The sequence below is a fragment of the Bacteroidales bacterium genome (assembly GCA_012517825.1).
In the GTDB taxonomy this organism is placed as follows: domain Bacteria; phylum Bacteroidota; class Bacteroidia; order Bacteroidales; family JAAYUG01; genus JAAYUG01.
In genome coordinates this window covers 24,242-40,978 of record JAAYUG010000008.1, presented here as the reverse complement: position 1 = coordinate 40,978, position 16,737 = coordinate 24,242, and the positions used below count along the sequence as shown (strand labels likewise).

Annotated in this window: 15 protein-coding genes and 2 tRNA genes; 5 read left to right on the top strand and 12 right to left on the bottom strand. The window is 47.5% G+C overall.

The genetic code is table 11. From position 1 onward, the window contains the following. Positions 1 to 622, top strand: a 622-nt coding sequence (locus GX419_00775; GenBank protein NLI23224.1) for a universal stress protein, incomplete at its 5' end; no start/stop codon positions are given. Between the two features lie 25 nt (positions 623 to 647). Here GX419_00775 and GX419_00770 read toward each other — a convergent pair. Continuing rightward, positions 648 to 1,226, bottom strand: coding sequence for a VTT domain-containing protein (locus GX419_00770; GenBank protein NLI23223.1), 579 nt, complete (start codon positions 1,224 to 1,226; stop codon positions 648 to 650). An 84-nt stretch (positions 1,227 to 1,310) separates the two neighbouring features. On the opposite strand from GX419_00770, the gene GX419_00765 reads away from it, so the two are divergent. Together GX419_00765 and GX419_00760 are read left to right on the top strand one after the other, a co-directional pair. Further along, a tRNA-Thr gene (locus tag GX419_00765) sits at positions 1,311 to 1,384 on the top strand. Between the two features lie 6 nt (positions 1,385 to 1,390). Further along, positions 1,391 to 1,463: transfer RNA gene (locus tag GX419_00760), tRNA-Gly, on the top strand. Positions 1,464 to 1,528: 65 nt separating this feature from the next. Here the strand turns inward: GX419_00760 and GX419_00755 are convergent. Continuing rightward, complete coding sequence (locus tag GX419_00755) at positions 1,529 to 2,962, bottom strand: aminotransferase class V-fold PLP-dependent enzyme (protein ID NLI23222.1); 1,434 nt, start codon at positions 2,960 to 2,962, stop codon at positions 1,529 to 1,531. After that, entirely contained in the window at positions 2,959 to 4,095 is a 1,137-nt protein-coding gene (locus tag GX419_00750) for a VCBS repeat-containing protein (protein ID NLI23221.1), read from the bottom strand. The genes GX419_00755 and GX419_00750 overlap by 4 nt, the downstream gene beginning before the upstream one ends. 122 nt (positions 4,096 to 4,217) lie before the next feature. Between GX419_00750 and GX419_00745 the strand changes: the two genes are divergently transcribed. Beyond that, the gene (locus GX419_00745; protein ID NLI23220.1) at positions 4,218 to 5,408 is read left to right on the top strand and encodes a Gfo/Idh/MocA family oxidoreductase; all 1,191 of its coding nucleotides are present in this window, start codon (positions 4,218 to 4,220) and stop codon (positions 5,406 to 5,408) included. Between the two features lie 239 nt (positions 5,409 to 5,647). Here the strand turns inward: GX419_00745 and GX419_00740 are convergent, their stop codons facing one another. Both GX419_00740 and gyrA read right to left on the bottom strand, forming a co-directional pair. After that, on the bottom strand, positions 5,648 to 6,982 hold the full coding sequence (locus GX419_00740) for a tetratricopeptide repeat protein (GenBank protein NLI23219.1): 1,335 nt from the start codon (positions 6,980 to 6,982) through the stop codon (positions 5,648 to 5,650). 102 nt (positions 6,983 to 7,084) lie between these two features. Further along, complete coding sequence (gene gyrA, locus GX419_00735; protein NLI23218.1) at positions 7,085 to 9,577, bottom strand: DNA gyrase subunit A; 2,493 nt, start codon at positions 9,575 to 9,577, stop codon at positions 7,085 to 7,087. Positions 9,578 to 9,878: 301 nt separating this feature from the next. Here gyrA and GX419_00730 point away from each other — a divergent pair, with 301 nt between their 5' ends. Then, on the top strand, positions 9,879 to 12,428 hold the full coding sequence (locus GX419_00730) for an ATP-dependent Clp protease ATP-binding subunit (protein NLI23217.1): 2,550 nt from the start codon (positions 9,879 to 9,881) through the stop codon (positions 12,426 to 12,428). A gap of 14 nt (positions 12,429 to 12,442) precedes the next feature. Here GX419_00730 and rimO read toward each other — a convergent pair whose 3' ends face one another. The 7 genes from rimO to larE all read right to left on the bottom strand — a co-directional run bounded on the left by rimO (position 12,443) and on the right by larE (position 16,715). Then, the gene (rimO, locus tag GX419_00725) at positions 12,443 to 13,789 is read right to left on the bottom strand and encodes a 30S ribosomal protein S12 methylthiotransferase RimO (GenBank protein NLI23216.1); all 1,347 of its coding nucleotides are present in this window, start codon (positions 13,787 to 13,789) and stop codon (positions 12,443 to 12,445) included. Continuing rightward, positions 13,789 to 14,739 (bottom strand): signal recognition particle-docking protein FtsY, encoded by a 951-nt coding sequence (ftsY, locus tag GX419_00720; GenBank protein ID NLI23215.1) that lies wholly within the window; start codon positions 14,737 to 14,739, stop codon positions 13,789 to 13,791. Before ftsY ends, rimO begins: the two co-directional genes overlap by 1 nt. 69 nt (positions 14,740 to 14,808) lie before the next feature. Beyond that, positions 14,809 to 14,961, bottom strand: coding sequence for a DUF4295 domain-containing protein (locus GX419_00715; GenBank protein ID NLI23214.1), 153 nt, complete (start codon positions 14,959 to 14,961; stop codon positions 14,809 to 14,811). A gap of 10 nt (positions 14,962 to 14,971) precedes the next feature. Further along, the gene (gene rpmG / locus GX419_00710; GenBank protein NLI23213.1) at positions 14,972 to 15,154 is read right to left on the bottom strand and encodes a 50S ribosomal protein L33; all 183 of its coding nucleotides are present in this window, start codon (positions 15,152 to 15,154) and stop codon (positions 14,972 to 14,974) included. Positions 15,155 to 15,166: 12 nt separating this feature from the next. Further along, entirely contained in the window at positions 15,167 to 15,409 is a 243-nt protein-coding gene (locus tag GX419_00705; GenBank protein NLI23212.1) for a 50S ribosomal protein L28, read from the bottom strand. A gap of 165 nt (positions 15,410 to 15,574) precedes the next feature. Then, positions 15,575 to 15,907 carry a 4a-hydroxytetrahydrobiopterin dehydratase gene (locus GX419_00700; GenBank protein NLI23211.1) on the bottom strand — a complete coding sequence of 111 codons (333 nt, stop codon included), beginning with the start codon at positions 15,905 to 15,907 and terminating at the stop codon, positions 15,575 to 15,577. Continuing rightward, positions 15,894 to 16,715, bottom strand: coding sequence for an ATP-dependent sacrificial sulfur transferase LarE (larE, locus tag GX419_00695; protein ID NLI23210.1), 822 nt, complete (start codon positions 16,713 to 16,715; stop codon positions 15,894 to 15,896). The genes GX419_00700 and larE overlap by 14 nt, the downstream gene beginning before the upstream one ends. Positions 16,716 to 16,737 lie beyond the last annotated feature (22 nt).

The window sequence follows — 16,737 nt, the reverse complement described above, 5'->3', positions numbered from 1 at the left end:
GGAAGCCGGACCGGTAAACATTCCGGTCAAAAAGTTCGTCCTCCCGGGTATTCCGGAAGATGAAATCACTGATTACGCCCAGGAAAATGAGTATGATCTCGTTGTGATGGGTACCCGCGGGAAAAGTGCCCAGAAAGTTGCCATTTTTGGAAGCGTTACCATTTCGGTAATGGAACATATCCGGATTCCCCTTCTGGTTGTTCCGGAAAATTTCCTTCCCATACAACGGGAAATTCCTAATAATCTTCTGTTTGTAACAACCTTTGAAAAACGCGATCCTCATACACTGGAGCACCTGATGCGCTTTCTTACTCCTGTTTCCAACCTGAAGATCTTCCTGGGGCATATTGAAACCGAAGAATCCGATGAATGGGACGATATCCGTCTGAAAGGCCTGGCTGACCTGATCCGTACTAAATACAACCGTCCCGATGTGGAGGTTTGCCGTTTCAAAGAAAAGGATCTGCTGAAAGAACTCGATGACTATATTTCGCGTAACAAAATCAATGCCATCGCCATGACTTCACAGCGCAGAAGCCTCATTGCCAAGCTTTTTACCTCCGATCTGACGAGAAAAATCCTCTATCATTCCACTGTGCCTCTGCTGATTTTCCACTCGTGAAACAGTTCAGCTTCCACCGGGACATTTACAATATATTGGCCTGCCATATAACAGGCGCATAGGCCGCAAAACGCAGGATACGAAAAAGGGTATATAGAAAAAATTTTCCGGGAGGAAAATGAACCGACCCGACGAGCATGCAGGTGCCTGAATAGGGGAGAGGCGTCAGTGCGGCTACAACGATCAGCAGGGGTCCGAATCGGTGAAGTTTCTCGTCCAGCCCTTTCCAGAGCCGATGGAACAAAAAATGGTAGAGTCTGGTTCCGTGCAGGTACTTCCCGATATAATAGGCCACCACACCGGCAAAATAGGAAATCACCGTCAGATAGAAAACGGTCAAAACAAATTCCCAAACATCGCCGTTGCGCAATCCCCAGATCATAAAGATTTCAGGCGGTATCAGGCCAAATATCTGTTCCGAAGCGTAAAACAAAAGGTACATCAGAGCAGGGCGCGCTGCCAGAGGATCAATCCATGCCAGATAATGCTTGTCAACCTGCTTTTTTATCAGAAGGAAGGCGACCACTATAACGCCCAGCCATACCAGCCCTCGGAGCAAATTGGTGACCAGAAAACGGGTTTTATCCTGCCGGAACAGTTTCATTAAATGCGGGTTCAGAAAAGAGAAATTCGTCGGTCTGTCAAATATAAAAAAAGAATTTTTATATCTTTGTGCGCCGGAATTTGTGCCTCTTTAGCTCAGCTGGTTAGAGCGGCGGTTTCGTAAACCGCAGGTCGGGGGTTCAAATCCCCTGAGAGGCTCAGTATGCGGGAGTAGCTCAGTTGGTAGAGCATCAGCTTCCCAAGCTGAGGGTCGCGGGTCCGAGTCCCGTTTCCCGCTCTTAAAAATCAAGGACTTACAGTTTTATAACCGTAAGTCCTTTTTTCTTTTTTCCGACAGGCCTGCTATTCGGTTAATTGCTCTGCAAGGCTTCGAATGACCTCCCAGGCTTCTTCAACATGCCGTTGTTCTGTGTAGGTCTGCCCGACAACCAGCCGCAATGTATACCGGCCCTTCAGTTTGGTATGGGATAGGTAGATTTTCCCTGTTTTGTTGATTTGCTGGAGCAGACGTTCATTCAGACTGTTCATTTCTTCATCCTGGAGGGCTTTTTTCGGAAGAACCCTGAAGCATACCAGATTGATGGTGCGCGGGGCCATTATTTCAAACCGGGCATCATTCCTCAGTTTATTTTCAAACCATGCCGCCATGGATATATGTTCCCGCAGACGCTGCTGAAGGCCTTCCAGACCATAATACCGCAAAACAAACCAGAGTTTTAAAGCCCGGAATCTTCGTCCCAGGGGTATGCCCCAGTCGCTGTAATCATTTACCTTCCCCTGAACCCGTGTACGGAGGTATTCCGGCAGAATGGCAAAAGTATTCACCAGGGCTGACCTGTCCTTTATAAAATAGGCGGAACAATCGAAATTGGTAAAAAGCCATTTGTGCGGATTGAATACGATGCTGTCGGCTTTTTCAATGCCCTGTATCATCCAGCGGTATTCAGGAAGGATCAGGGCAGAACCGGCCATGGCTGCATCCACATGAAGCCAGACGTTCTCAGAATGGCAGATTTCAGCAATTTCAGGAAGGGGATCAATGGCAGTTGAACCGGTTGTTCCCAGGGCGGCTACTACACAAAGGGGTGTATATCCCATGGCCCTGTCTTTTGCAATGGCTTCCTGCAGGGCAGCCGGATCCAGCCGGTAGGCTTCATCCACCGGCAACCTGACCAGGTTTTCCCTGCCGATTCCGGCTATCTTAACGGCTTTCTCAACCGAAGAATGGGCTTCCCCGGAACAATACACCCTGAAAACCGTCTTGCCCGAAAACCCCGATGCATTGATCTTCCAGTCGGAATATTTTTCCCGTGCGGTGAGAATGGCACATAATGTAGACGAAGAGGCGCTGTCCTGGATGACACCTTCAAAGGAGGAGGGAATCCCTGCAAGATCCCGGAGCCATTCCATCATGCGCTGTTCCAGTTCAGCCGCGGCAGGCGAGGTTTCCCATTTCATGCACTGGGCACCGAGAGCGGCGGTCAGCATTTCTCCCAGAAAGGACGGTAGGCTCGAATTAGCCGGGAAATAGGCAAAAAACTTCGGGCTTTGCCAATGTGTAATACCCGGCAGAATCATTCTGTCAAAGTCCTCCAGAATCTGCTCCAGGGATTCTCCCTGTAAGGGAGCCTCCACCGGCAGCCGGTTCAGAAGATCGCCCGGTTCAACCTGTGACCTCACAGGGTATTCTTCTATGTGTTCATAGTAATCTGCTATCCGGTCAACAATTCTGTATCCCCAGTTGCGGATTTCTTCCGGAAGATTTGTTGTTTTCATTTGTCCTGCTTTGATTCCATCAGCATGTTTCTCAGATAATAATTGGTAGTGCCGTGCCAGGGTTTTCCGACAATATCGATGTCGCCATCGCCGTCAACGTCGCCTGCACGTGCATCAAAGGATTCCTGATCGACCAGGATTTCGTGCTTTTTCCATTGTTTCCCAAATCCGTCAAGATTCTCATAGATGAACGATCGTTTGTGGAAATCTTTAGTACGTGAGCTTCCTCCGACGAATATATCGGGATCGCCGTCATTGTCGAAATCGGCAACTGCAAGCGACTGTATTTCCTGTTGGGTCGATAGGTCTACATTGTTGACATACCATGTGTTGCCCCGTTTGTCCATTTTGGCGCTCCAGATTACTTTGCCATCAGGTACATACGACTCAGCCTGCACTATGTCGGGATCCCCGTCTTTATCCATATCAATTACCCATGCTTTTGAGGAATTCGGAAAGGTGAGGTCCTTAACCACCATTTTCAGACTGAGGTGGGGAACCCAGCGGGAACCATGATCCTGGTTTTCGAACCACATGTTGGTGCGTGCAATATCCAGATCTCCGTCTTCATCAAAATCTCCGCACCCAAGCGGGCCAATACCACTCCGCACCCCGTCACCAATCCTGGTTCCCTTCCACGATTTAGTGGGAGCCGATGAAAAATCATACCAGTAAATCCCTTTGGTATCGTTCATCATCACTACATCGGGTTTGCCGTCGTTGTTGATATCAGCGCTGATGCATTCGTGGGCGGGTATAGCTTTGCTGGAATATTTGACCCACGTTTTATTGGGATCTCCGGGATTTTTATACCAGGTTCCGCCCGAAATCTGGTCCACAAGACCATCCCCGTCAACATCCAGGGCAAGGCCGCCTGTTTCGGTAGCAGGTGCAAGGCCAATTACGTGCTTTATCCAGTGGTCGGGTCCCTGGTACTCAAACCACCAGACGGTATCGGCCGTACCAACAATCCAATCCAGGTCTCCGTCTTTATCTGCATCGGCCAGCGAAGTCTGCGCCGACAGTTCATCCGTTGTTCCAAGGGTATAAAACTTAAATTCAGGAAACTGACAAAATACTGAATATGTGTTTATTACAATATTCAATATAATGTAATAGATTAATTTTTTCATGGTACTTTAGATTGAAAAAATTTCTGGAACTGGATATTTTGCCTGTACAAGTTTAGGAAAAAATCTGCTTATCTATACCTGTTATTTTGGTATGATTCTTTATCTTGCTAAAAAAAAGTCCTATGGCAAACGTTGCAATGTTAGGCACCGGATTTATCGGTGATTTTTATACGTATTCGCTTCACGGAAAGCGGAACCGCGACCGGGTTGTAACCGTATGGTCGAGAGATGAAGAACGGGGAAAGGCCTTCGCGCGTAAACATGGGATACCCAGATGGACCACCAGCATGGAAAAAGCCGTAGGGGATTCCTCCGTTGACTTAGTGGTGGTTGCCTTGCCGAATCATCTGCACAAGGAAGCGGTGCTGCAGGCGGTGCGCGCAGGGAAAGGGGTTCTGTGCACCAAACCGCTGGGCCGTAATGCAAACGAAGCCCTGGCCATGCTGGAAGCAGTTGAAAAGGCCGGCGTTTTTCATGGTTACCTCGAAGACCTTGTTTATACGCCAAAAACACTGAAGGCTCTTGATGCGGTTAAAAATGGCGCCGTAGGTAAGGTCATCTGGGCCCGTTCGCGCGAAACCCATCCCGGACCCCACAGCGACTGGTTCTGGACAAAGGAAATATCGGGCGGCGGCGTGCTCCTTGATATGGGCTGCCATTGCATAGAAATTGCCAGAAACTATATTGGCAAGGATATACGCCCGGTGGAAGTACTTTGCTGGGCCGATACACTGGTAAAACCCATTGAGGCCGAAGATAATGCCCTGGGATATATTCGCTATGAAAACGGAGCTGTAGGACAATTCGAGGTCAGCTGGTCGTTCCGCGGTGGTATGGACCTCCGCGATGAGGTGATGGGCACCGAAGGAACCATCTGGGTGAACAACTTCCTGCGTACGGGCTTCGAAATCTTTACTGCCGCCGGGAAAAAAGGCTATGTGGCCGAAAAGGCCGAAACCGAAAAAGGCTGGATATTCCCGGTGGGTGACGAAGTGGTCGAGCTGGGTTATACCGATATGTTCAATGATATGTTTACCGCCTGGGAAGGAAATTATTCCTGCCGCGAAACGTTCTACGACGGTTACGTGGTCAATGAAATCATGGATGCCTGTTACCGTTCTGCCCGCAGCAAAAAATGGGAACCGGTTACCCTGCATTCATGGCGCGGCAAAGAAAAGGCTGAACCCATACTTTCCCTCGAAGAATATGATGCGTCGTACTGGCTGATTAAAAAGGAAACTATGCCCGACGGCTCCCGGAAACTTATTCTGAAAGAAAAAAAATCCGGAACCATCATCCAGAAGATTGTCTGAACAGACATCAGGCCGGTTAAACTGCAAAGATTTTATGGAAAAGAAGGTTGGCCAGAAGCTGAAATTTATTGACCTATTTTGTCCTATAATTAATATTATGTTAAATAACAATACTATTTTTATGTAAATTTCATCTGTTCCTCTCCCTGCAACATCTTTACCCGCAAACACCTTCTCACCGGCCTCAAACAAAAAAGGCGGTCTGAAATTCAAACCGCCTTTCCTTTTTTGATACTTTATTACATATTCTTGAGCTGTTCCTTTACCTTTTCATATTTATCCATCATCTTCAACTTGTAATAAATTGGTTGCAAGGTTTCCAGGATATTACGGTCGTTTGGCTGAATTTCGAGGGCTTTTTCCAGATATGGAACACATTTTGCCAGTTCTTTCAAAGCCACTTCCTCCTTCCTGGCTGATTCAGTAGGATCTTTCTCAAAAGCTGCTTCATCGATCAGTTTCTTAGCCTGGGTATAATATAACACACCGAAATTAAAAATAGCATCGTAGTAATTGGGGTCGATTTCCAGCGCCTTCTGATAGGCAGCCTTTGCTTCCTCAACTTTTCCCAGCTTATCATACAGCGTTCCTTCGGCAAAATAGAAGGTTTTGTTATTGGGATCCTGTTGCTTGGCTATAGCCAGGTAATCAAGGGCGGCCTGGGAATCGCCTTTCTTCAGATAGTTGTTAATAAGGGCGATAACTATACGATTGTTATCACGGAAACGCTGAAATCCTTCCTTGAGTACTTCAATGGCTTTGTCGTCCTGACCCGTTTCGGCATAGGAATTAGCCAGAAGCTCGTACAAAAGAGGCTCATTGTAGTTCAGTGCCCTGGCCTGTTCAAAATAGACAATGGCGTTATCGGGTCTGCCTGCTTTCCTGGCAGCAACTCCTGTGTAATACATGATGGATGTATCCTTTACATTGCCCATGGCCGGAGTTTCATTGATCTTCAGCATCATGGCAAAATCGTGATAGGAATTCTGGAAATATTCCTTTGCCTTTTCAGATTCACCGGCTTCTTCAGCCCTCACGCCCTTGTCGTACATATAAGAACCGTCGCGCAGATACTGGTTCTTCAACTCTTCGAGGTTCTTTTTCAATGCTTTGGTAAATTTATTCTCCTTGTCAAGTTCCTGGGCTTTTGCATAGGCATCAAATGCCTTGTCAAGAGGTTTATCGGTCACGGTTTTGGTTTCATCCCAGTCGACCAGCTTACCGTTTTCGAAAATCAGGGTTATTCCGTCATAAATCAGTTTTTCCTGAACAATCCCGTTGGGAAACTGCAGGGTTTCTTTTTTCTGCGGATTAAAGAAGATGAGCTGTATCTGCTTTTCATCAGCGCCTTTCTGAAGGAATTTGATGTTGTTCAGCTCGTAAATCTCCTGAAAGAGAGATCCCCTGCTAATCCATGTTTTTGGATTTTCAGATTTTTTAGGATCCTGGATGTCGGCGTCGCTTTTCTGAACTTTCTTCTCATAGGCGCCGTAATTTACCGTAGGAGCAGTCATTTGTGCCCTGAGTGTCAGGCCGGTAATAACCGCAATCGTCAGAAGGACAAATCGTTTCATATTGTATTCAAATTGTAATGTTGGTTTTGTTTATAAATTTCTGTTCAAAAATCTCGCCAAAAATACAAATCCTGTAACCAAAATCAAAAAAGTATCAAAAAATCAGTTCAATACCGGGCTTCCGTCCTCCGGCAGGTCGGGTTGCGGCAATTCTTCTTCACTCTTGGGAACAACTGCCACGGCCGCCACGCTTTCCCCTTCTTTAAGGTTGATCAGCCGCACGCCCTGGGTTGCCCTGCCCATGACACGAAGATCGGCAACGGCAAGGCGAATGGTTAAACCGGATTTGTTAATAATCATTAAATCTTTTTCATCGGTAACTTTCTTAATGGCAACCAGAGGTCCAGTTTTTAAAGTGATTTTCATCGTCTTGACCCCTTTGCCGCCCCGGTTTGTAATGCGGTAATCTTCGAGCGCTGAGCGTTTGCCGTAGCCTTTTTCTGAAACCACCAGAATATCAACATCCGATTGTTTTGTACACACCATTCCCACTACTTCATCATCCGGACCAATTTTAATGCCCCTTACTCCGGAGGCATTGCGTCCTACAGGCCTGACTTTCTGTTCGTTAAAACGAATGGCAAGGCCGGAACGGACCGCCAGGAGAATATCATGGTTTCCGCTGGTCAACTGGGCATCGATCAGCACATCCCCTTCCCTGATATTGATTGCATTGATACCTGTCTGGCGGGGATGTGAATAAGCTTCAAGGGTGGTCTTTTTTATGGTTCCCATTCGCGTTGCCAGAACAATATAATGGCTTTTTACATAGGATTCATCTTCCAGCGTTTTCACATTAATACACGCCTTAATTTTATCGTCGGGTTCAATAAGGATCAGATTCTGAATGGCCCTCCCTTTGGACGATCTGGACCCTTCGGGAATATCATACACTTTCAGCCAGAAACAACGGCCCTTTTCGGTAAAAAAGAGCATGGTATTGTGTGTTGTGGCACTGAAGAGGTATTCCACGAAATCTTCCTCCCTCGTATCGCTTCCTTTACTGCCCTTCCCTCCCCTGCTCTGCGTACGGAATTCGGTCAGGGATGTACGTTTGATGTATCCCATGTGCGTCAGGGTAATCACCACAGGTTCGTTGGCGATGAAATCTTCGGGATTGAATTCATCGGCATCGTGCGTTATCTCAGTCCTCCGGTCATCCCCATATTTTTCCTTCAGTTCAAGCAACTCATCCTTGATAATCTGCATCCGCAAAGGCTCTTCACTTAACACTCTCTGCAAGTAGGTAATCAGTTTTACAAGCTCATTGTGTTCTTCACGGATTTTATCGCGTTCCAGACCAGTCAGGCGCTGGAGGCGAAGTTCAAGAATGGCTTTTGCCTGGGCTTCACTGAGACCGAACTGGGTCATCAGTCCGTCGCGCGCAATGTCAGGCGTGGCCGATGAGCGAATCAGCTGGATTACTTCATCGAGGTGGTCGAGGGCAATCAGCAATCCTTCGAGTATATGTTTCTTCTTTTCGGCCTGATCGAGTTCGAATTGCGAACGCCTGACAACCACATCATGCCGGTGCTTGACAAAATATCCGATCAGCTGTTTAAGGTTCAGCAACCGCGGGCGACCGTTGACCAGAGCAATGTTGTTGACATTGAAAGCTGTCTGCAACTGTGTGTACTTCAACAGGTTATTCAGAACAACATTGGCCACCGCTTCCTTTTTCAGGATGATAACAATACGAAGCCCGTTCCGGTCAGACTCATCGTTTATATACGATATTCCTTCAATTTTCTTTTCATTGATAAGGGCAGCCGTTTTCTGAATCAGTTCTGCCTTGTTCACCAGATAGGGTATTTCGGTTACCACAATCCTGGCCCTTCCGCTATGGGTCGTTTCGATTTCGGTGCGGGCCCGTATGGTTATTTTCCCACGACCGGTTTCGTAAGCTTCCCTGATTCCCCTGCGGCCGATAATAATGCCGCCGGTCGGAAAATCAGGCCCTTTAATATGCTGCATCAGCTCGTCGGTGGTAATATCATTGTTGTCGATATATGCCACAATAGCATCCACCACTTCGCGCAGATTATGGGGAGGCATATTGGTAGCCATCCCTACAGCAATCCCTGAAGCCCCGTTCACCAGAAGAACCGGTAACCGGGTAGGAAGAACTGTTGGCTCCTCCAGTGAATCATCAAAGTTGAGCTGAAAATCGACCGTATTTTTATCAATGTCAGCAAGGGTTTCTTCGGCAATTTTCTGCAACCGGGCCTCTGTATATCTCATGGCTGCCGGACTGTCGCCATCCACACTGCCAAAGTTGCCCTGCCCGTCAACCAGGGGATAACGAAGCGACCATGGCTGGGCCATGCGCACCATGGCATCATATACCGATGAATCACCGTGGGGATGGTATTTACCGAGCACCTCCCCTACTATACGTGCCGATTTCTTATAGGGCCGGTTGGAAAACAGCCCCAGTTCAGACATTCCATACAGAACCCTTCGGTGAACCGGTTTCAGCCCGTCACGAACGTCAGGAAGAGCACGCGATACGATAACCGACATCGAATAATCGATGTAGGCGGTCTTCATTTCCTCTTCAATGTTAACTCTGATAATTTTTTCGCCTTCACTCATTGCTTCCTATCCATATTTTTGTTTTCCCGGTGAGCCCTCCCCTGTAACTGAACAGGAAACAGCCCATACCAGACTTATTGATCACTCATCCGGTGTAATCCGTTTTATCCTTTGCCGGTTTTTTTTCCGGTCTTTTGCCAACCATCATGAAGAATCACAAATTCCTGTTTGGCGGCACGAAGATAATGAAATTCCGTGAGCTTTTTCAGCGATTAATTGTTTATTATTAACACGATATGTTTAAAAATCGTCCTCATTTTTAGCTATCTTTGCATATATTTGATGACACGAAGGAGTAAATATGGATTCTAAATTTTCACAACGTATTAAAGATGTACTGAACTACAGCAGGGAAGAAGCCATCCGCCTGGGAAACAATTATATAGGCCCTGAGCACCTGGTGCTGGGCATTCTGCGCGACGGAGAAGGGATGGCTATTGAGGTTCTGATCAACCTGGGAGCCGATTTGTTCGAGCTCAGAAAGGCCATTGAAAAGAAAATTCAGTCGGAACGCCCCTTGCAAACCGGTGAAGCAGAAAATCTTCCCCTGCTGAAATCCTCAGAGCGCATTCTTAAGCTGATATACCTCGAAGCCAAGGCATTGAACAACAAGACAATTGACACGGGGCACCTTTTACTGGCCATTCTCAAAGATGAAGATGGCCTGGCCACCCGCATCATGAACGAAATGGATATCTTCTACGACAATGCCCGTGAAGAGCTGCAGCATCTGCAAATTGAAGCCAGTTCCGATTTTTCCAATGATGACGACGACGAACGGACTCCGTTTGGTACCTCACGTCCGGGGCCGGGAAGTTCATCAAAATCTTCCTCCGAAACTCCGGTTCTCGATAATTTCGGGGTGGATCTGACCAAAGCCGCAGAAGAAAACAAACTTGACCCCATTGTTGGCCGTGAAAGGGAAATTGAACGGCTGGCACAGATACTGAGCCGCAGAAAGAAAAACAACCCGGTACTCATCGGTGAACCGGGAGTGGGAAAATCGGCTATCGTTGAAGGACTTGCCCTGCGCATTGTCAAACGGAAAGTCTCGCGTGTACTCTTCGGGAAAAGAGTGGTAACCCTCGACCTGGCTTCTATCGTTGCCGGCACCAAGTACAGGGGACAGTTTGAGGAACGTATGAAAGCCATCCTGAATGAGCTTCAGAAAACACCCAATGTCATTCTGTTTATTGACGAAATCCATACCATTGTTGGTGCGGGCGGCGCTTCCGGTTCGCTCGATGCCGCCAACATGCTCAAACCGGCCCTTGCACGCGGTGAAATCCAGTGCATCGGAGCTACCACCCTGGATGAATACCGGCAGTATATCGAAAAGGACGGAGCCCTCGAACGAAGATTCCAGAAGGTTCTGGTGGAACCTACTTCGTACGAGGAAACCATCGAGATCCTTAACAATATCAAGGAGCGTTACGAAGAACATCATAATGTCATTTATACGCCCGAAGCCATCGAAGCCTGTGTGAAGCTTACCATGCGCTATATCAGCGACCGCCACCTGCCCGATAAGGCTATCGATGCCCTGGATGAAGCCGGTTCACGCGTACATATTTCCAATATCAGGGTACCCGAGAAAATTCTTCACCTCGAGAAAATCATTGAAGAAACCAAAAAGGAAAAAATCAAGGCAGTAAAAAACCAGAACTTTGAAAAGGCTGCCAGTTTCCGGGATAAGGAAAAACAACTGCTCGAGGAACTCGAGACAGAAAAACAGAAATGGGAAAAAGAACTGAGCAAAAACAAAGAAATCGTTGATGCCGATAAAGTGGCCGAAGTGGTGGCAATGATGACCGGTGTGCCGGTTCAGCGCATTGCCCAGACGGAAGGTACCCGGCTCCTGCATATGGCGGAAGAACTCAGGGGAAAAGTGGTTGGGCAGGATGAAGCCATTGCCAAGGTTGTCAAGGCTATTCAGAGAAACCGGGCCGGACTGAAAGACCCCAATAAGCCCATCGGAAGTTTCATCTTCCTTGGCCCTACCGGCGTAGGGAAAACACAGCTTGCCAAGGTCCTTGCCAAATACCTGTTCGATTCGGTGGATAACCTGATCCGGATCGACATGAGCGAGTACATGGAGAAGTTCTCCGTCAGCCGCCTGGTAGGAGCTCCTCCGGGATATGTAGGGTACGAAGAAGGCGGACAGCTTACTGAAAAAGTGCGCCGTAAACCTTATTCGGTAGTCCTTCTGGATGAAATTGAAAAAGCCCATCCCGACGTATTTCATATCCTCCTGCAGGTGCTCGACGACGGACAGCTTACCGACAGCCTGGGCAGGCGCGTGGACTTCAAGAATACCATTATTATCATGACGTCCAACATCGGTACGCGCCAGCTGAAAGATTTCGGACAGGGCATAGGATTCAGCACTTCCAACAATGCGGCCAAAATGAACGAATATGCCAAAGGCGTCATCCAGAGTGCTCTGCGGAAAACCTTTGCCCCTGAATTCCTTAACAGGGTGGATGATGTGGTGCTTTTCAATACGCTTACCAAAGAGGATATTTACAAAATCATCGATATTGAGCTGGCCGGCCTCTATGAGCGTATCAATCAGCTGGGGTACAAGGTTAAAGTTGCCGACGAAGCCAAGGACTTTCTGATTGAGAAAGGATACGACATCCAGTTCGGCGCCCGCCCTCTGAAACGCGCTATCCAGAAATACCTCGAAGACCCGATGGCCGAGGTTATTATCAAAGCCGTCATCAGGGAGGGAGATACGATTTTTGTCAGCTATACCAAGGACAAGGACGAGCTTGATATTACCGTCCATGTGGGCGAAACCTCAGAAATCAGGGAGGGAGCCGGAAAACAGGAAAGCGAAGGCGTTTAATAGCGTAGGTTTCTTCAACGCCTCCGGCCTTGCAAAGGATTTGACCCATCCACCAAAACTGCTTCCAGGTCATAGGCATCGGCACCGGTAATGAGAACCGGAACAAAACTTCCGGGCATCAGCTTTTGCTCCGAAACAACAAATACTTCATTGTCAATCTCTGGTGAATCTCCTGCTGTCCGGCCAATGTATCCGTTTTCTTCCTTTCTGTCAATCAGAACAGTAATTTTTTTGCCGATCATGGCCTGATTTTTCTCCGTGCTGATATCCCTCTGAATTTCCATAATCCTCTGCAGACGTTCCTGTTTTACCTCCCCGGGAACTTCATCTGCATAATGGATACCGCCATAGGTTCCTTCTTCGTGTGAATAGGAAAATACGCCCAGCCTTTCAAACCTTACTTCCCGCACAAAAGCTTCCAGCTCGGAAAATTCCTTTTCTCCTTCCCCGGGATGACCTACAATCAGAGTGGTGCGCAGGGTAAGATCCGGTATTTCATGCCGGAGATAACCGATCAGGTTACGGATGGCTTTTCCGCTGGTTCCCCTCCGCATCCTCCGCAGCACTGTGTCGCTGATATGCTGAACGGGAAGGTCAAGATAACGGCAGATTTTTTCATGATTCCTGATTATCGGAACAATCCGCTTCGGAAATCCTGCCGGATACAGGTAGTGCAGTCTTATCCATTGAATTCCGTCAATTTCCGTCAGTTTTTCCAGAAGTGCCGGTAATTCTTTTCGTCCGTATAAATCCACTCCGTACGAACTCAGGTCCTGGGCGATCAGGATCAGTTCCTTCATTCCTTCCGATGCCATAAAGCGGGCTTCCTTCAGCAGGTTTTCTATCGGTACCGATGTATGCTTGCCACGAATCGCCGGAATGGCACAGAAAGCACATCGCCTGTCGCATCCCTCCGAAATTTTCAGCCAGGCATAATGAGCTGGATTGTGGAGATATCTCTCCCCTCCTGTCAGCTCCCTCTGAAGATCCAGACCAAAGTAGCGGATAATATCAGTTACATTATTGACGCCAAAGTATTCATCTACTTCAGGGATTTCCTGCTCCAGTTCTTTCCGGTACCGTTCCGACAAACATCCCATTACAACAAGCCGGCGGATTTTTCCCTGCTCTTTGGCACGGATGGCACGTAATATGACATCTATGCTTTCCTGTTTGGCATCATTGATGAATCCGCAGGTATTGATAATCAGATTGGGCAGGGCATCCAGGTCGGCATCGTATTGAACATGGATTTGATTTGCGCGCAGGCGGGCTGCAAGATGCTCGGAATCAACTATGTTTTTCGCACATCCGAGGGTAACGATGTTTATGCCGGAAGACCGCAGCGGATTGGTTTTCATTATTTTTTTGGTTCAAAGAGCGACTGCACAAATTCTACTCGGTCGAAAACCTGCAGGTCTTCAATTTTTTCACCTACCCCGATAAATTTAACCGGTATTTTAAACTGGTCAGAAATGCCGATTACCACACCTCCCCTGGCAGTTCCGTCGAGTTTGGTAATGCAGATTCCCGTCACTTCGGTAGCTCTGGTAAACTCTTTTGCCTGTTCGAAGGCGTTCTGGCCTGTTGAACCGTCAAGAACCAGAAGCACCTCGTGCGGAGCGTCAGGGATAACTTTCTGCATGACCTTCCTGACCTTCGAAAGTTCGTTCATGAGGTTAATTTTGTTGTGCAAACGCCCTGCCGTATCGACAATGACCACATCGGCTCCCCGGGCTTTTGCCGCATTCAATGCGTCGAAGGCCACAGAAGCGGGGTCAGCGCCCATTTGCTGACGGATGAGTTCCGCTCCCGACCGCTCGGCCCAGATGGCAAGCTGGTCGATGGCTGCCGCCCTGAAGGTATCGGCTGCACCAAGTAATACTTTTTTCCCTGCCCGGGTATAATGCCAGGCCAGTTTCCCGATGGTTGTGGTCTTCCCTACCCCGTTCACACCCACCACCATAATCACATAGGGAACGGAAGGAAGCGGAGAAGCAAAATCCGTTGCACTGCCCGCCGGATTCTCGGCAAGCAGGGCTACTGTTTCTTCCATGAGAATGCGGTTCAGTTCATCAATGCCGGAAATCTTCTCACGGGCCACCCTCTCTTCCAGCCTTCGGATGATGCGGATGGTGGTATCTACTCCCACATCCGAGGCGATGAGCACTTCTTCAAGGTTGGCCAGTACTTCGTCGTCAATATGCGATTTACCGGTAATTGCCCTGGCAATCCGCTGAAAAAGGGATTCCCTGGTTTTGTCGAGCCCCCTTACGAGCGACTCTTTCCTCTCTCTGCTGAAAAAAATCATACCCGGTGATATAAGACAAAAAAAGCTTTCTTTTGCCAAAGAAAGCCTTTTCTGCAATGTGAATATCAGTTATTTGGATGCAAAAAAATCTTTTACGTGTTCCTTATGGACAATTTCTTCCCTGAAGGAATACTGTCCGTCGGGCGATTTTACCATTTTGATAACCCGGGTATATTCCTTACCGGAACCGGTCTTCAGCGTAGCAACAACTTTCTTTGCCATAGTGTATCAGTTATTTGATTTCCCTGTGAATAGTATACTTTTTCAGAATCGGATTGTACTTCTTCAGTTCGAGGCGGTCAGGGGTGTTCTTCCTGTTCTTGGTAGTAATATACCTCGAAATGCCGGGTAATCCGCTATCTTTATGTTCGGTGCATTCGAGAATGACCTGAACCCTGTTTCCTTTCTTCGCCATATCGTAATTCGTTTAAATTGTGTCAATAAAACCTTTGGCACGTGCATCCTCAAGCGCAGCACGCAGACCCTTCTTGGCAATTACACGCATGCCGGCAGCAGAAACCTTCAGCGTTATCCAGCGGTTCTCATCTTCGAGAAAGAAACGCTTGGTGAGAAGATTGGGTTTAAATACTCTTTTGGTCCTGCGCCTGGAGTGAGAAACATTGTTCCCTACCATCTTCTTCTTTCCTGTAATCTGGCAAACTTGTGACATGATTATACCCTTTTTCAAATGCAGGCGCAAAATTCAGTTTTTTTTTTGAAAAAATCAAATGATTTTTAACAATTAACTGTTCATTGTGTTGATAATCCCGCCGGGACAAGCTGAAACAAATCGGTATTTTGCTCACAACTAACAGGTAACCAATAGTTTAAACATTTATTTACTGAGGAGCAGATCCGTTTTGGCAGCAAGAATAAAATCATTTTCTGAAAGGCCATCAATGGCATGGGTCCAGATTTCCACCACGGCCTTATCATAGTAAATATGGATTACCGGATGATGCCCTTCGGTTTCTGCCAGTTCAGCAAGCTTTGTCACAAAATCAAAGGTGTGGCGAAAGTTCACAAAATAAAACGTTTTAACCAGATGATGCTGGTTAACAACTTCCCAACCGGGAGAGATTTCAGCCTTCAGACGGGAAATTTCGGAAGAGGCAAGAGGCGGCATACCTCCCTCGCAGGGCAGGCATTTCTTATCAGTTAGTTTCATGGTATTCTTTTTTATGCGATTTGCTCAGTTTTCCGGGCTGATAGCCTTCAAGGTCAACCGATATGGTGGTATACCCTATTTCTTTGAAGAACTGCAACAGCGGAATGCGAATTTCCGGGCTCAGCAAACGGTCAACTTCCGAAGGATCAACTTCGATTTTTACCGATTTTCCGCTATGCCTTGCCCGGATATTATGAAACCCGAGGCTGGAAAGATAGGTTTCAGCCTGATCCACCATCTTCAGTTTCCATAGTTCAATTTTTTCGCCAAAAGGGAAACGGCTCGACAAACAGGCCAGTGCATCTTTATCCCAGGTAGGTAAACCCAGGGAACGTGAAAGCTCCCTGATTTCGGCTTTGGTAAGGCCGGCTTCCTGTAAAGGACTTCTCACTCCCTTTTCGCGTATTGCCTTTAGGCCTGGCCTGTAATCCGACAGGTCATCCATATTGGAGCCGTCCACCATATTTCGGTACTTCCCCGATGCCGCTATCTCCGCTATGCGTTCAAAAAGTTCGCTTTTGCAAAAATAGCAGCGGTTTACAGGATTGCTGGTGTAATCAGGATTGTCCATTTCATTTGTATGGATAATCTCCAGTCTCGCTCCTATCATTTCGGCCGTTTCAACTGCCCGCTGATATTCCCTCGAAGGAAAACTCGGACTGACGGCCAGAATGCCTATGGCATCGTTGTTTAAAACATCAAACGCAGCTTTCAGCAGAAAAGTACTGTCCACGCCTCCGGAATAGGCCACGGCAACACTGCCCATATCTTTCAGAATGTTCTGCAGTGTTTGATATTTTTGTTCCAGGGTCATGCAATTTAAGATTAAA

Bases quoted from the DNA above. Each gene is read 5' to 3' on its own strand.
- GX419_00770 (NLI23223.1), bottom strand. From the start codon at position 1,226: ATGAAACTGTTCCGGCAGGATAAAACCCGTTTTCTGGTCACCAATTTG.
- GX419_00755 (NLI23222.1), bottom strand. From the start codon at position 2,962: ATGAAAACAACAAATCTTCCGGAAGAAATCCGCAACTGGGGATACAGA.
- GX419_00750 (NLI23221.1), bottom strand. From the start codon at position 4,095: ATGAAAAAATTAATCTATTACATTATATTGAATATTGTAATAAACACA.
- GX419_00745 (NLI23220.1), top strand. From the start codon at position 4,218: ATGGCAAACGTTGCAATGTTAGGCACCGGATTTATCGGTGATTTTTAT.
- GX419_00740 (NLI23219.1), bottom strand. From the start codon at position 6,982: ATGAAACGATTTGTCCTTCTGACGATTGCGGTTATTACCGGCCTGACA.
- gyrA (NLI23218.1), bottom strand. From the start codon at position 9,577: ATGAGTGAAGGCGAAAAAATTATCAGAGTTAACATTGAAGAGGAAATG.
- GX419_00730 (NLI23217.1), top strand. From the start codon at position 9,879: ATGGATTCTAAATTTTCACAACGTATTAAAGATGTACTGAACTACAGC.
- rimO (NLI23216.1), bottom strand. From the start codon at position 13,789: ATGAAAACCAATCCGCTGCGGTCTTCCGGCATAAACATCGTTACCCTC.
- ftsY (NLI23215.1), bottom strand. From the start codon at position 14,739: ATGATTTTTTTCAGCAGAGAGAGGAAAGAGTCGCTCGTAAGGGGGCTC.
- GX419_00715 (NLI23214.1), bottom strand. From the start codon at position 14,961: ATGGCAAAGAAAGTTGTTGCTACGCTGAAGACCGGTTCCGGTAAGGAA.
- rpmG (NLI23213.1), bottom strand. From the start codon at position 15,154: ATGGCGAAGAAAGGAAACAGGGTTCAGGTCATTCTCGAATGCACCGAA.
- GX419_00705 (NLI23212.1), bottom strand. From the start codon at position 15,409: ATGTCACAAGTTTGCCAGATTACAGGAAAGAAGAAGATGGTAGGGAAC.
- GX419_00700 (NLI23211.1), bottom strand. From the start codon at position 15,907: ATGAAACTAACTGATAAGAAATGCCTGCCCTGCGAGGGAGGTATGCCG.